The sequence below is a fragment of the Enterobacter sp. RHBSTW-00593 genome, assembly GCF_013784105.1.
Classification (GTDB): Bacteria; Pseudomonadota; Gammaproteobacteria; order Enterobacterales; family Enterobacteriaceae; genus Enterobacter; species Enterobacter ludwigii.
Window position 1 is genome coordinate 3980396 of the sequence record NZ_CP056393.1, and the last position, 15287, is coordinate 3995682.

A 15287-nucleotide genomic window follows, 5' to 3' on the forward strand; every position below is an offset into this window, starting at 1 on the left:
TCTACTTTATCGATGGATACCATCTTTAATATATCACCTTTAGCGATAACAATAGGCCGCATCAACGCCAAAATGCGTATTCACGAGGTCTAAAACTATGCAACATCAGGATGCACTCCAACGTAAACTGCCGGAGCGGATCTTTCATGCCGTCTGTTTCGAAGGGATTGCCACGGCGATCCTCGCCCCGACGGCGGCGTGGCTTATGCAACGTTCCGTGGTGGAGATGGGTGGGTTGACCATTATCCTGGCAACCACGGCCATGCTCTGGAACATTATCTATAACGTCGGCTTCGACCGTTTCTGGCCGGTTCATCGCATCACACGCACGGCAAAAATCCGCGCACTGCATGCGCTGGGATTCGAGTGCGGGTTTATTGTGATCGGCGTGTCGATAGTCGCCGCGGTGCTGGGCGTCACGCTGCTGCAGGCATTCACACTGGAAATTGGTTTCTTCCTGTTCTTCCTGCCGTACACCATGTTCTATAACTGGGCTTACGATACGCTGCGCGAGAAATTCCTTAAACGTCGCCAGCAGCGACGCGCCCTCGCAGGCTAATTCCCTCTGGCCGGACGCCCGCTCCGGCCAAACTCCTTCGAAGCAACTGCGCTCTCAACCCATAATTATGGTAAATTGCGCTCCATTCTGTTGGTTTGATAGTTGATACGTTGCTCTAATGTCGAAAATTTGGTCAAAAGATGAGACTCTCTGGAGTTTCGCTCTCTATGGCACGGCCGTGGGCGCAGGAACGCTGTTCTTGCCCATACAGCTGGGCTCCGCAGGCGCTATCGTCCTGTTTATCACTGCCCTTGTGGCCTACCCATTAACCTACTGGCCGCACCGCGCGCTGGCACAATTCATCCTGTCGTCGAAAACAAAAGGCAATGAAGGGATCACCGGCGCCGTTTCCCATTATTACGGCAGGAAGATAGGCAACCTGATCACCACGCTCTATTTCATCGCCTTCTTCGTGGTGGTGCAGATTTATGCAGTGGCCATCACCAACTCGTTAACTGAGCAGCTGGCAAAACACATGACGGTGGATACCGCCGTTCGCGTGCTGGTCAGTTTTGGCGTGGTGCTGGTGTTAAATCTGATCTTCCTGATGGGACGGCATATCACCATAAAAGTGATGGGCTTCCTGGTGTTTCCGCTGATCGCCTACTTCCTGTTTGTCTCGCTCTATCTAACCGGAAGCTGGCAACCCGCGCTGCTCACTAGCCAGATGGCATTTGACCGCCATACGCTGCATCAGGTCTGGATTTCGATCCCGGTGATGGTATTCGCTTTCAGCCATACGCCGATTATCTCGACGTTTGCCGTTGACCGCCGTGAGAAGTTTGGCGACGCCGCCATGGACAAGTGCAAGAAAATCATGAAGGTGGCGTACCTGATTATCTGCCTGAGCGTGCTGTTCTTCGTGTTCAGCTGCCTGCTCTCTATTCCACCGTCCTATATCGTTTCGGCAAAACAGGAAGGGGTAACCATTCTGTCGGCGCTGTCGATGATGCCCTCTTCTCCGGCATGGCTGGGGATTTCCGGGATAATTGTGGCGATTATCGCCATGTCGAAATCGTTCCTCGGCACCTATTTTGGGGTGATCGAAGGGGCGACGGAGATTGTGAAGTCATCGCTGAACCAGGTGGGCGTGAAAAAGAGCCGCGCCTTTAACCGCGCGATCTCCATCATGGGGGTGTCGTTAATCACCTTTGCGGTGTGCTGCATTAACCCGAATGCCATTTCGATGATTTATGCCATCAGCGGTCCGCTTATCGCCATGATCCTGTTTATCATGCCGACGCTGTCGACGTACCTGATCCCGTCCCTGAAACCGTACCGATCTGTCGGCAACCTGCTGACGCTGATCGTTGGCGTACTGTGCGTGTCAGTGATGTTTGTAGGCTAAACGCCCCTGCGCCCGGCGTTCTGCCGGGCGCGTTATTCGTCACGCCCTGAGATGTCGAGCGGAAACGGCCTGTCCTGCACGACCGTTTTCATGACCAGCGTTGAGCGAAGATGCTGAACGCCGGGCATCGCAGAGAGCTTTTCATCATAGAGTTTCTGAAAAGCCGGCAGGTCGCGGGTCACGACGTGCATCAGATAATCAGGATCGCCAAACAAACGCTGCGCCAGCACAATTTGCGGGATCTCTTCCACCGCCTCCTCAAAGGCGCTCACCGCCTTTCTGTCGCCCTCTTTCAGCGTTGCAAACACGATCGCCAGAAAGTTAAACCCCATTTTGGCGGGATCGAGACTGGCCCGGTATCCCGTAATGGCCCCGCTCTGCTCCAGTGCCCGCACGCGCCGGTGACACGGCGAGAGGCTCAGGTTCACCCGTTCAGCCAGCTCCGTAAGAGATAAACGGCCATCAGCCTGCAACTGCGCAAGAATTTTTCGATCGATGCTGTCCATATGGAAGATTTTGTCAATTTCACCGTCTTTTGAGCATAACATTGAAAACTCATTTCGTCCGGATACCGATATGCTTTCTCTCTGTTGACGGGTGAAATTCTGGAGTTTTACAGACGATGGAAATGAGTATTGTGGCTGGGTTTTGGGTGGTGTCTTTCCTGCTCATCATGACGCCGGGCGCCGACTGGGCTTACGCCATTAGCGCCGGCATCCACGGGCGGCGCGTGGTACCCGCAGTGATGGGCCTCATGTCCGGGCATCTGCTGGCGACACTGATTGTGGTCGCGGGCGTGGGCGTCATGATGGCGCAACATCCGCTGGCATTATCCGGGCTGACGATAGCGGGAGCACTTTACTTGCTGTGGCTTGGTATCTCACTGTTACGCGCTCCTGGCGCACCGGAAAGCGCCACAACCTCGGCGGCAAACTGGAAACAGTGGGCGGTGAAGGGATTATGTATCAGCGGCCTTAACCCGAAAGTTTTTTTGCTGTTCCTGGCCCTGCTTCCACAATTTACTGACCCGAAGGGAAGCTGGTCGGTTGCGATGCAGATGTCCGCGCTGGGCTTGCTACACCTCATCACCTGTACGCTGGTCTATCTGCTGGTGGGATACGGTTCAAAAGCCATCCTGGCCACCCGCCCGCAGGCCGCGCGTCTGGTGAGCAGAGCATCAGGGGGAATGATGGTAGTGATTGCGGTGGTGCTGCTGTTTGAACAGATCAGATGAAAAAACACCGGCCATTGCCGGTGTGTTTCTACGCCCGAATATCGTCATATTCCCGTGTATTATCAAACTCATGTTTGGCAAACGGGCATAGCGGGATAATTTTTCGATTTTCACCGCGCATCTTCGCGACCACTTTTGCCACCAGCTGTTTACCCACACCTTGCCCTTTCAGGCTCGGATCCACATCGGTGTGCTCGATAATGCTCAGATGCTCACCGGTCGGTACGAAGACAATCTCTGCAACCTGGTTACCGTCAGCATCGTTGACGTAAAACTTGTTATGGCCTTCCAGAATATCCATGGTTCCTCGCTTATTTTTGGCGATACTTCAGCGCACCGCTCGGGCAGGTATCAATCACATGTACAACCGTTTCGACGTCCACTTCATCCGGTATAATCCACGGTTTACGTTTCAGGTTGAAGAGCTTAGCGCTCCCGCGCACGCAATTTCCTGAGTGTTTGCAGATCGCGGTGTTGAAGTAAACGTCAATTTTCTCTCCGGTATAGGCCCGGTAGCCTGCATCCAGTAGCGCTTTATCCACGACATTGCCTCTGTAATTATTCGGGTGCTGAATGAAGCATAGCCTTACGCGATCCTGATAGCTATAACCCCCAAAACGAAAAGCCAGGTCACAACTCTGTTTTCGCCAGATTGCATCCCCCATTTCCTCATGTCAGTCTGCGCAGACCGCTCTAATCAGACTCCCCGCATCAGGTCGTATGAAACGCAGACTCTCTTTTCAGGTAAAACTTTTTTTAGCGCTGGTGTGCTTCTCCTGCCTGCTGTTAGTTCTGCTGGGAACCATCCTGTTTCATTTTATTGACCGGCAATTACATCACGATCTCGGCCAGCGCGCCCGGGTTCAGGCCAGCGAAATCGCGTTGATGCCGGGTCTGGCGGAAAACGTCGCGGCCAGAAATATCCCCGCCATCGCCCGTTTAATTCAGCCTATACGGGCCGAAAGTGATGCCAGTTATATTGTCATTGGCGATACCCGGGAACAGCATCTCTATCATTCAGAATCACCGGAGCGCATCAATTTACCGATGATCGGCGGGGATAATGCGGAGGTATTACAAGGCAAAACAATTATTTCGGTGCGTAAGGGTGGGATTGGGGTTTCACTGCGCAGCAAAGCGCCCATCTTTAATGCGCAGCATCAGGTGATTGGGATTGTCTCGGTCGGTTATTTGACGTCGTACATTGCGAATATCAATGCGCGTATTCTCTGGCAGTCCGGGTTATACGGTATGGGTCTGTTGCTGTTACTGTTTATTTTTTCCTGGTTGTTTACCCGCAATCTTAAAAAGCAAATGTTCCGCCTTGAGCCAAAAGATATTGCGCAACTGGTCTTACAGCAACGCGCGCTGCTGGAAGCAATGTATGAAGGGGTATTTGCCGTCAATGAAGAAAAGCAGCTGATTTTAATTAACCGTGCCGCCAGAGAGATGCTGGATATTCATCAAAGTGAGAAAGCGCTTATCGGCAAACCGCTGGAAGACGTTCTGCAAACGTCCCCCGGTTTTTTATCGCAGCGCTACGCCTCGGTTAGCCGCGGCAGCCACGACCAGATTGCGGTGCTTAACCAGCGCGAGGTGATTGTGAACCGCGTGGCGATTGAGGTTGAACCTGGTGTTGAAAGCGGTTGGGTTTATAGCTTTCGCGACAAGAATGATATCAACACTCTCAGCAGCCAGCTAAGCCAGATTAAACGCTATGCGGATAACCTGCGCATTATGCGTCATGAACAACTGAACTGGACCGCCACGCTGGTGGGGTTGCTGCAGATGAAACACTATGACGAGGCGATCCGTTACATCCAGGCACAGTCAGAAGGGGCGCAGCGCGTGCTGGACTTCGTCTCAGCCCATTTTGTCTCGCCGGCCCTGTGCGGATTGCTGCTAGGGAAATATGTCAGCGCCCGGGAAAAGGGCGTTGAACTGCAGTTTGATCCCGCCTGCCAGCTCACCCGCATGCCTGCCAGCATCACGGAAATGGAGCTGGTGTCGGTAATTGGCAACCTGCTGGATAACGCCGTTGACGCCACCCTGAAAGCCCCGGTTCCCGCACCTGTAGAGCTTTACATTTCCGATCGCAACCAGGAGTTGCTGATAGAGGTGGCCGATCGGGGTTGCGGGGTGGATGAGGCGATGAAACCGCATCTTTTCCGCCAGGGATTCAGCAGCAAGCCGGAAAGCGAGAACGACATTGTGGGCACAGAGCACGGTATTGGCCTGTTTCTGGTGGCAGGCTATATCAACAAAGCGGGCGGCAGCATTGAGATAACGGATAACGCTCCTCAAGGCACGATATTCTCAGTGTTTATTCCCAATCCACTCCCCGTTCGACAGGGCTAACGCATGACCACGACCCGAGCACTTGATGTTGTGATTGTTGAGGATGAGCCGCACCTGGCGGAACTGCATCGCGAGTATATCGAGCAAAATTTCCATTTGCGCGTGGTGGGCATTGCCGCGTCGATTGAGCAGGCGTGTAACCTGATACGCCAGCATCAGCCGAGGCTGATACTGCTGGACAATTATCTCCCGGACGGTAAAGGCGTGGCGTTAATCGATAACCCGCTCCTGAAAAGCTATGAATGCTCGGTGATCTTTATCACCGCAGCCAGCGATATGCAGACCTGTAGCCATGCCATGCGCAGCGGCGCGTTTGACTACCTGATTAAGCCCGTTTTTTTCCAGCGTCTGCACGCCTCGCTGGAGCGTTTTATGCGTTTCATCCACACCGTGCAGCAGGTGAAGGTTGTCGACCAGCATGCGCTGGATCGCCTGTTTAACCTCCCCGCCGCGGACACCTCGCAAACCCCGTCCACAAAGGGTATTGAGCCTCACACCCTGGACCGTATTAAGCGTTTATTTGCGGAACACCCCGAAAAAACAATGTCGGTGGAAGAGGTGGTGGAATACGTCGGCATCAGCAAAACCACGGGCCGTCGTTATCTGGAATACTGCGTGGAAAGTGGGTTAATCAGCATCGAAATGCTGTATGGCAATATCGGTCATCCCAGAAGGCTTTACCGCAAAGCGGCGGAGAAAACGTAATCCGCAACCGTTCGTTTGCTAAGCGTCGCGGATTTTATGGTGTTAATTGCTGAAACGACGCCGACAATCACACTTCGGAACCGCAACCCGTGCCCCCCTATTGTCGGCGCGGAGCCATGCGCTATGTTGACAATTAGTTCCTCAAATGTAACTAAAAGGTTAACTATAATGTCGAACATCTTCCGAATTTCTCTGATTACCGCTACCGTACTGTGTTCTGCTTCCGCACTGTCTGCTTTGCCGCAGGGCTACCCTGCTGACTATCAAAAAATGGTCGATGCCGCGACCAAAGAGGGCAAAGTGGTGATCTACTCCACCACCGACACCAAAGCTGCCGGGCCGCTGATTGAGGGCTTCGAAAAAACCTATCCGGGCATCAAAGTTGAATATAACGACATGAACAGCACCGAGCTGTACAACCGTTTTATCAGCGAACAGGCCTCGGGTGGCGGTAGCGGCGATGTGGTCTGGAGCTCCTCCATGGACACCGGGCTAAAGCTCGCTACCGACTACGCCATGGAGTACAAATCACCGGAGCAAAGCCAGCTGCCGAAATGGGCGGTCTGGAAAGATAAAGCCTACGGCACCACCTATGAGCCCGTCGTGTTTATCTACAACAAACGGCTGATCCCGGCGGGCGACGTGCCTGATTCCCATGCGGCGCTGGCTAAGCTTATTGCCAGCCAGACGGATAAATTCAAGAGCAAAGTCACCACCTACGACATCGAAAAATCGGGTCTGGGCTTTATGCTCTCGGTGCAGGATCACAAGGCCGATCCTAACTACTTCAAAACCCTGGCCGATATCGCCAAAGGTGGCTTAGCCGTTCAGTCTTCAACCGGCACCATGATGGAGAGGGTGTCATCAGGGGAAAACCTGATCGGTTTTAATATCCTCGGATCCTACGCGGAAGCGCGCGCGAAGAACGATCCGTCGCTGGGGATCGCCTATCCAAAAGATTACACCCTGGTGTTATCACGCGTGTCGTTCATCAGCCAGCAGGCGCAAAACAGCAATGCCGCGAAACTGTGGCTGGACTACGTCCTGTCTGAAAAAGGACAAAGTATTCTGGCAAGCCAGGCGGATATCCCGTCCATTCGTAACGATATCGACGGCAAAAATGATATCGACGGCCTGACGAAAGTGCTCGGCAATGCGCTGAAACCTATTCCGGTTGATGAAAGCCTGCTGGAGTATCTGCAGCCGAAAAAACGCCTGGAGTACATCAAACAGTGGCGTACCGCCGCCGCCAAATAAGCGTCTGAGCGCGACGCGGGCCGTCGCGCTCCTGTTACCTGAGTTCGTTTTGCTGGGCTGCAACACCAGGGATACCCCATGAATACATTACGCAGAAAGTGGCAAAGCCTGCCGCGCGGTATTGTCGTGTTGATAACCGCCCTGGTTATCTACACGCCGCTGTCGTTTATCGTGATACAGAGCTTCTTGTCCGCACCGTTCTTTTCACCGGCAAAAGAGTGGAGCCTTGAATCATTTGGTTTTATCTTCACCGACCCTGATTTCTATAAGGCGCTGAAAAGCGGTTTTATTCTCGCTTTCGGGCTGGTCATCATCGCCATTCCGTTAGGGGGCGTGCTGGCCTTTCTGATGGTGCGTACCGACCTGCCCGGCCGCCGTCTGATTGAACCGCTGATCCTCGTGCCGGTTTTCGTGTCGCCAATGGTGCTGGGATTCGGCTACGTGGTGGCCGCCGGTCCGGTGGGCTTTTTATCCCTCTGGGCGCAGGCGCTGATTGGTTTCGTACCGTGGAATATCTACGACATGTCGAGCATCGTGGTCATTGCTGGCCTGACGCATGTTCCGCATGCCTATCTCTATATTTCGTCCGCGCTGCGAAGCGTCGGTTCCGATGTGGAAGAGGCCGCACGTACCGCGGGCGCGTCGCCGTTACAGGTGATGACCTCGGTCAGCCTGCCGATGGTGCGCCCGTCCATTTTGTACGCCATCGTTCTGCTGTTCTTCCTCGGTCTTGAAGTGTTTGGTCTGATGCTGGTCCTCGGCGATCCGGAGGGCAACATGGTGCTGGCAACCTACCTGTACCAGCTGACCAACAAGCTTGGTACCCCTTCCTACCACCTGATGGCGGCGGTTGCGGTGGTGCTTATCTGTATCACCATTCCGCTGGTCATGCTGCAGCGTCGCCTGATGCGTACCGCCAACCGTTTCGTGACCATGAAAGGTAAAGCGTCCCAGGCCCGGGCCTTACCTCTGGGTAAATGGCGCTGGGTGGCGGGCGCGGTGGTCGCCTTCTGGCTTACCGTCACGATCGGCGTTCCCCTGCTCGGCGTGGTATTGCGCGCGTTTATCTCAAACTGGGGCGTGGGCGTTTCGCTGTGGGACGAGCTTTCCCTGAGTACTTTTCGCACGATATGGGCGCAGCCGAACCTGCTGCGCGCCATCGTCAACTCCATGTCCATTGGGGTCATTGGCGGCGCGCTGGCCGTGGCGTGCTACCTGTTTGTCGGTATCGCCATGCACCGCAAACCGGACAATACCACGCGTTTCCTGGATTACAGCGTCCTGGTGCCGCGCGCCGTGCCTGGCCTGCTCGCGGGTCTGGCCTTTCTCTGGGTGTTCCTGTTCCTGCCCATGTGGCTGGATAACTCGCTGAAATCGGGCTGGCTTTCCGGGTTCGCCTGGAGCGACTGGATGCGTGAAAACCTGATTGTCTGGCTACGTTCGCTGCGCAGCACCATATTCAGCGTCTGGCTGGCCTATACGGTGGTCTGGATGGCGTACGGGCTGAGACTCATCTCGTCCACCCTGCTGCAGGTCGCGCCGGAGCTTGAAGAGGCCGCCCGCAGTACGGGGGCTACGCGTGGCCAGATCACCCGCCATGTCACGATCCCGCTCTCCCGCTACGGCCTTATCGGTTCGTGGCTGCTGATGTTCCTGATTTTTGAACGCGAATATTCAACGGGTGTGTACCTGCTTTCACCCGGCACGGAAACCATCGGCTCGATGCTGGTATCCCTCTGGGCCGCGGGAGCCATTGATATTGTGGCGGCGCTCTCTTTTATTAACATCCTGCTGGTAGTGGTAGGTCTGGGCATTGCCCTTCGTTTCGGAGTCAAAATACATGATTGAATTAGCGGTTAACGATCTGCACCTGACCTACGGTGACAATCCTGTTTTAAAAGGGGTCTCCATGAACCTCAACCGCGGCGAAGTGGTCTCCCTGCTGGGTCCTTCCGGCAGCGGGAAAACCACCCTGCTGCGTGCGGTGGCGGGCCTGGAAAAACCGACTCAGGGCTCGATTATCATTGGCAAAAACAAAGTCTATGACGGCACGCCGCGCAGTGAGATCCCGGCGGAAGAGCGTAACCTGGGCCTGGTGTTTCAGTCATATGCGCTGTGGCCGCACAAAACCGTTTTTGAAAACGTGGCCTATCCGCTCAAGCTGCGCAAGGTTCCGGCCAAAGAGATCCAGCAGCGCGTACAGGACGTGCTGGACCAGCTCGGGCTGGGCCATCTGGGCAAACGCCACCCGCACCAGCTCTCCGGTGGACAACAGCAGCGCGTGGCAATTGGCCGGGCACTGGTCTATAACCCGCCGGTCATTTTACTGGATGAACCGCTCTCTAACCTCGACGCCAAGCTGCGCGAAGAGGCTCGCGTATTCCTGCGTGAACTGATTATCAAGCTGGGCTTATCCGCGCTGATGGTAACGCACGACCAGAATGAGGCGATGTCGATTTCCGACCGTATCCTGCTGCTTAACAACGGTAAAATCGAGCAACAGGGCACACCGCAGGAGATGTACGGCTCGCCGAAAACGCTGTTTACCGCTGAGTTTATGGGCAGCAATAATCGCCTGCACGGCAAGGTAACGGAAGTACGCGACGGTAAAGCGCGTATCGAAGGCAAAGGCTGGGTGCTGTGGGGCCAGGCCGGTGAAGGGGTACGAAGCGGTGAAGACGCCACCGCGGTGATCCGCGTCGAGCGCGTGGCGGTGGTCGAGGGGCCGGGGGAAAACCAGCTGGCGCTCCCGTTACTGACCAGCATGTATCTCGGCGACCGCTGGGAATACCTGTTCCGCACGCCGGGGGATGATTTTGTCATTCGCGCCTATGGTCACGAGGCCCGGGACCCGCTGCACTGCCACCTTTCGCTGCCTGAAAAGCACGTGTGGATCTTCCCGAAAAACTAAATGTAAAAAGGCTGCGATAAGCAGCCTTTTTTATGCCCGACATACTGCCTGCACACGGCAGTGAAAGCCTTACGTCATCAGCTTACCAGGCAAGACTGCCCGCGCTGAGTCAACGTCCATAAGGTTGTGACCGCCGGGATGAACGCAGACTGACCGGCGTTCAGCGTCATGGTGGCACCCTCGGCGTGGCTGAGCGTGGCACTCCCCTTCAGCACCAGCAGAATTTGCGCACGGTCTGTCCCGATGCTTTGCTGCTCGCAATGTTCAATAACGCTAAAGCGAAAATCCGTTACCGGGATCGGGTATTGCTGCATCCCCTCTTCCCGGTGCGGATGCATCCTGAGGCGGTCGGCTGGGGTTTCGTCAAACACCGTACAGCGCACTAATTCTGCCACGTTGATGTTCTTGGGGGTTAAGCCCGCACGCAGCACGTTGTCAGAACTGGCCATGACCTCTACCGCCGTACCGTTCACATAGGCATGTAGCGTACCGGCGCGCAGGAACATCGCCTCACCCGGCGCAAGCGTAATGCAGTGCAGATACAGCGGGGCCAGAGCCCCGATGTCCCCCGGGTAGTCTCGCAGTAGCCGTTCGATAAAGGGCGCTACCGGAGCAAACACCCCGCATGCAAGTCGCGCTTCAAGACACGTCAGCACGCCCTCTTTTTCCGCCGGCTCAAGCGCCATCAGACGCGTAAAAAAGGCCTTAAGCCCTTCAGCATGCAGGTTGTTGCGAAACAGCGACAGTGCGGACGTCAGGGCCGGGGCATCCAGGCGCAAAAAGTGATTAGCAATCTCCTGATACGGCCGGAAGCCGTTCATGGCCATAAAAGGCGTCAGGGCAAAAACCAGCTCGGGCTTATGGTTCGCATCGGTGTAATCCTCTCCGGGCAGGTTGCCCTGACGGGCGAACCCGTCTTCTGCCTGAAGCTTATTGGGATGTACCTGCAGCGACAGTGCGCGCTCCGCTGACAGCAACTTCAGCAGGTAAGGCAACTGCCCCGCAGTTTCTCCCGCGCACGCGCCCAACATCTCTGCCGGCCTCTGTGAAATAAGATCCTGTAAAGAGCGTAACCCTGTATCGGTTTCAATCTCCGAGCAGCCTGCGGGGTGGCTTCCCATCCAGACCTCGGCCTGGGGTTGATCGTCAGGGTTGAGCAGGCCAAAAAGATGATTAAGCGCTACGCGACTGCCCCAGGCGTAATTTTTGATGCCGTTACGCATCCGGTAAAAAGGCTGACTCATTGCGTATCCTTTTCACATTCGCCAGGGGTGAAGCCATTTTCAGCCGCCAGCTGCGCAAACCACAACGCGTTACGTTTGATTTGTCGCTCCCCGGTGGCTAAATCCAGACGCCAGAAGCCATATCGCCGCTTGAAGCTGTTGATCCAGGACCAGTTATCAATGAAGGTCCATTGATGAACACCAAAACAGTTGGCGCCGTCAGCAATACCACGATGCAGCTGAGCCAGATGTTCCTCCATCAGAGCGATACGGAAGGTGTCATCTATCACGCCATCGGCCTGCACCGGCCCTTCGGACTGCAGATCCATCGCGATGCCAATTTCCGCCAGATACCATTTGATGTTGCCGTAGTTATCGCGAATATTGCAGGCAATGTCATAGATAGCTTCCGGGTGGATCTCGTTATTGTCGCGATAAGGGTTAAACCGTCCCTGAGGATCGACGTAATTTTCGAAATAGACTTCCGGCGTGAAGTAATCGAGCGCGTAAACGCTTTCCCGCGCTTTCACCCTTCTCGGCACATAATAATTCACCCCCAGAAAATCAATTCTCGACTGCAGGATCGTCTCCACATCCTGCCGTGAAACCTCTGGTAAGCAGCCGTTTGCGGTTAAGATTTCGCACAGTTCTTTGGGGAATTCATGTTTAACCAGCGGGTCGAGGAAGCTACGGTTAAACAGCAGGTCGGCATACCAGGCCGCTTTTTTATCGGCCTCGCTGTCGCTGCGGGTATAAGAAGGCGTGAGGTTGAGCACGACACCAATCTCACCCGGCAAGCCCATTTCACGGTAGACATTCACCGCCCTGGCGTGCGCCAGCATAATATTAAAGGCGACCTGAGCCGCCAGTTTGCCATCTTTTTTACACGGATAATGGAAGTCATATAAATAACCGCCTTCCACCGGTACGATCGGCTCATTAAAGGTTATCCAGTATTTCACCTTATGGCCAAACAGCTCGAACGCGGTGCGGGCGAAGCGGGCAAAAAGCTCGGTTACGTAGGATGACTCAAATCCGCCATATGCTTTTTGCAGCGCCTCGGGCATATCAAAATGGTAAAGATTGATGATGGGCTCGATGCCGTTGGCAATCATTTCATCGAAATAATCGTTATAGAAGCGGACGGCGTCGCGGTTTGGCTGTCCGGTTTTGAAATCATCGATCAGACGCGACCACTGAATAGAGGTTCGAAACGAGTTAAACCCCGTTTGCTTCATCAGGGCTACGTCTTCTTTATATTTACTGTAGGTTTCACAAACGTGCTGCGGGCCAATCTGCTGAAAAAAACGCTGCGGTTGTTCGGCAAACCAGCTGTCCCAGACAGAACGGTGCGGCTTATTGGCTATGCCTTCCGTCTGCGGACCTGATGCCGCTGCGCCCCAAAAAAAACCTTCCGGGAATTGATACCGGTTCATAACGCCTCCTGAATGAAAAAAAGGGCTGCCCCGAACAGGGCAGCCAAATAACTACTCTGCAGTGACTTCAATTGATTTGATGAACATATATCCCCAGTCGCCAGAGAACTTGCCAAAGCTAATGGTGTTGTCCCCTGCCCTGAGCGTGACCGGTACGATCATCGTCTGGCCTTTCTCATCCGTTTGCGGGAATTCAATGTTCACCGGCGTTCCGCCGTTCACAATGAACGAGTTTTTCTTACTCCCCCATTTGCCGTTAAATTTCACGTGCAGGGCAAACTTACCGTCCCAGGGGGCGTTAACCTGCCAGGTCACGCTGTCTCCGTCATTGGCAAAAGGACCAAGGAAACCGTCTTCACCAATCGCTAACGTATCTTTATCGCTCTTGGTAATGTTCAGTTTCCCCTTGCTGACGTCCAGCGTTCCGCCGCCAAAATGACAGTAGTCCGCCGGCACGGGTCCCGCCGCGGCCTTCACGCTAACGTTTACCGTCTTGCTGCTTTTCAGCAGTCCATCGTCAGCGGTAAAGGTCAACGCATAGTCACCGGGAGCCGAGAACCAGGCACGGGTTTCCGCTTTGGTGCTGTCACAAAAGTGGACGTTATCCTTGCCTTCGTGATGCCATGCCACGCTGACCTTCGGCTCCGGCAGATTGTCATCCTGCCAGGCCGCGGTGAGCTGAACGCCTTTATCCACGGTGGTAGAGAGCGCCTCCTGCAGAGTGATGACCGGCGGCAGGTTTTTCTGCGTATGCTCAAGGCGAATCACGTTTGAAGGCGCAGACTGACCGCTTTCGTTCTTTGCGATCACCCGGTAGTAGTAAGTCTGGCCCAGCGTCAGGCTGCGATAGTCATCACGGAAGAGATCCATTTTTGCCGGATCCCACTCATTTTTGCCGTCAGAGATATCCTGACCAACGCGGGTCCACGGGCCGTGTGGCTGAGTCGCTCTCTCCACATCGTAATAACGCCCGACGGGAGACCCCATCCAGTTAATGGCAAACGGTGAGTTGCTCTCGCGCAGCTTAGGCGCTTCCGGGACCGGCAGAGCCGGCGCCTTGCTCAGCCCCGCCAATTGCGCCGAGGCGGTTCGCACCAGATTGACGACCTCCATCTCCTGGTTTGCTTTGCCCTCGACCGGGAAGCCAGGCAGATGGTAGCTGTAGTGCCCGGTAAACTCTTTGTGCCAGTAAAAACCACCATCATGGCGATGACCACGGAAGCCCCAGATAAAGCCCCCCGCCGCCTGCGCGCCATTGACCTCGGTATGCACAATGGCCTGCATGATAGTGTTAAGGTCTTTTTGATCGAGCAGACCAAATTCGCCAACCAGATAGACCTTTTTGCCGCCAATCGCCTCCAGATCGTTGCGAACCTGCTCGGGGTGGTTGTTCTCGGCATTGGTGTAATAGTGGTTACTGATGATGTCGACGTTCGGATCGTTGAGCGCGAAATCATTCACCTTTTTATAGGTACCATCGACGACAAGCTGATGGGGCGCCCACTTGCGGATCCAGGCCGACGTTTTCTGCAGGAAATCAGCGTTGGTGTTTTCCAGCTCATTACCCGTTTCCCAGGCCATGATCGCCTTTTCATCGTAGTAATGGCGTCCCGTAATGGTGTTGGTACGGGTAATCACCTTACGGATCACATCCTGATAAGCACGGTAGGTTTTACTGTCGGTTCGATAAAAATCTTCCGGCTTTTCATGATAAAACGCGGCCAGCTGTTCGCGTCCCCCCCACCACCACCAGTGGTCAATAAACGGCAGAATCAGGCGCAGCCCCTGCTTATCCGCCTCGGCAATCATGTTGTCATACACTTTCATGGCCGTTTCATTCAGCCGCGGCATGCCGTCCGGCGTTGCCGGTGCCAGAATATGTGTCTCACGTCCGCAGGCAGCATCATTTTCCTGCTGCACGGAAAGCACATATACGCGCTGTGCTTTAGCACCGGTTTGCACCAGCGCTTTGATCCAGTTCTCCTGCTCTTCAGCAGTCGGCCATCTAAAGTATTGCCCCCAGCCGCGCGGATCCGCCTTACAGGTTCCGCGCGCGTCATCTTCTATACGATGCAGCTCCGGGGCGTGGATCCCGGCGAAGCGAAAGACGCGATCGCCATCTTTTAACGCTGCGCCATCGCGAGTAATAAAGTGTTCAAAATGGGATTGCTCGGCCGCCAGAGCCCCCGCGCTTCCCAGCGCGGAGAGTAAGGAGACGAGAAGCAGTTTTCGAATCGGGAAAGCCATCTCTTTTCT

At 54.8% G+C, this 15287-nt stretch carries 14 protein-coding genes; 8 read left to right on the forward strand and 6 right to left on the reverse strand.

What is annotated here, in order from left to right; translation table 11 throughout:
* Positions 1-97 precede the first annotated feature (97 nt).
* Positions 98-559, forward strand: a complete 462-nt coding sequence (locus HV242_RS19025; RefSeq protein WP_014171480.1) for a multidrug/biocide efflux PACE transporter — start codon at positions 98-100, stop codon at positions 557-559.
* Between the two features lie 118 nt (positions 560-677).
* Positions 678-1907 carry an amino acid permease gene (locus tag HV242_RS19030; protein ID WP_032678908.1) on the forward strand — a complete coding sequence of 410 codons (1230 nt, stop codon included), beginning with the start codon at positions 678-680 and terminating at the stop codon, positions 1905-1907.
* A gap of 32 nt (positions 1908-1939) precedes the next feature.
* On the opposite strand, the gene HV242_RS19035 is transcribed toward HV242_RS19030, so the two are convergent.
* Positions 1940-2413 carry an Lrp/AsnC family transcriptional regulator gene (locus HV242_RS19035; protein WP_032670215.1) on the reverse strand — a complete coding sequence of 158 codons (474 nt, stop codon included), beginning with the start codon at positions 2411-2413 and terminating at the stop codon, positions 1940-1942.
* A gap of 116 nt (positions 2414-2529) precedes the next feature.
* Here HV242_RS19035 and HV242_RS19040 point away from each other — a divergent pair, with 116 nt between their 5' ends.
* Entirely contained in the window at positions 2530-3141 is a 612-nt protein-coding gene (locus HV242_RS19040) for a LysE family translocator (RefSeq protein WP_032680350.1), read from the forward strand.
* Positions 3142-3169: 28 nt separating this feature from the next.
* Here the strand turns inward: HV242_RS19040 and HV242_RS19045 are convergent, their stop codons facing one another.
* Entirely contained in the window at positions 3170-3442 is a 273-nt protein-coding gene (locus HV242_RS19045; protein ID WP_014171484.1) for a GNAT family N-acetyltransferase, read from the reverse strand.
* A gap of 10 nt (positions 3443-3452) precedes the next feature.
* Complete coding sequence (gene yjdI / locus HV242_RS19050) at positions 3453-3683, reverse strand: 4Fe-4S mono-cluster protein YjdI (protein WP_020883756.1); 231 nt, start codon at positions 3681-3683, stop codon at positions 3453-3455.
* Positions 3684-3861: 178 nt separating this feature from the next.
* Between yjdI and HV242_RS19055 the strand changes: the two genes are divergently transcribed.
* The 5 genes from HV242_RS19055 (at position 3862) to HV242_RS19075 (ending at position 10372) form a co-directional block, all read left to right on the forward strand.
* Entirely contained in the window at positions 3862-5499 is a 1638-nt protein-coding gene (locus tag HV242_RS19055) for an ATP-binding protein (RefSeq protein ID WP_050737253.1), read from the forward strand.
* A gap of 3 nt (positions 5500-5502) precedes the next feature.
* Entirely contained in the window at positions 5503-6204 is a 702-nt protein-coding gene (locus HV242_RS19060; protein ID WP_014171487.1) for a response regulator, read from the forward strand.
* A 168-nt stretch (positions 6205-6372) separates the two neighbouring features.
* The gene (locus tag HV242_RS19065) at positions 6373-7461 is read left to right on the forward strand and encodes an ABC transporter substrate-binding protein (protein WP_020883753.1); all 1089 of its coding nucleotides are present in this window, start codon (positions 6373-6375) and stop codon (positions 7459-7461) included.
* A gap of 78 nt (positions 7462-7539) precedes the next feature.
* Entirely contained in the window at positions 7540-9309 is a 1770-nt protein-coding gene (locus HV242_RS19070; protein ID WP_020883752.1) for an ABC transporter permease, read from the forward strand.
* Positions 9302-10372 carry an ABC transporter ATP-binding protein gene (locus tag HV242_RS19075; RefSeq protein ID WP_020883751.1) on the forward strand — a complete coding sequence of 357 codons (1071 nt, stop codon included), beginning with the start codon at positions 9302-9304 and terminating at the stop codon, positions 10370-10372. Before HV242_RS19070 ends, HV242_RS19075 begins: the two co-directional genes overlap by 8 nt.
* 77 nt (positions 10373-10449) lie before the next feature.
* Here the strand turns inward: HV242_RS19075 and manA are convergent, their stop codons facing one another.
* Genes manA through HV242_RS19090 form a run of 3 tightly spaced genes read right to left on the reverse strand, consistent with a single transcriptional unit; the run spans position 10450 to position 15278 of the window.
* Positions 10450-11616, reverse strand: a complete 1167-nt coding sequence (manA, locus tag HV242_RS19080; protein ID WP_063858423.1) for a mannose-6-phosphate isomerase, class I — start codon at positions 11614-11616, stop codon at positions 10450-10452.
* Entirely contained in the window at positions 11613-13031 is a 1419-nt protein-coding gene (locus tag HV242_RS19085) for a glycoside hydrolase family 1 protein (protein ID WP_063858424.1), read from the reverse strand. Before HV242_RS19085 ends, manA begins: the two co-directional genes overlap by 4 nt.
* A gap of 51 nt (positions 13032-13082) precedes the next feature.
* Entirely contained in the window at positions 13083-15278 is a 2196-nt protein-coding gene (locus tag HV242_RS19090; protein ID WP_181616860.1) for a CBM35 domain-containing protein, read from the reverse strand.
* Positions 15279-15287 lie beyond the last annotated feature (9 nt).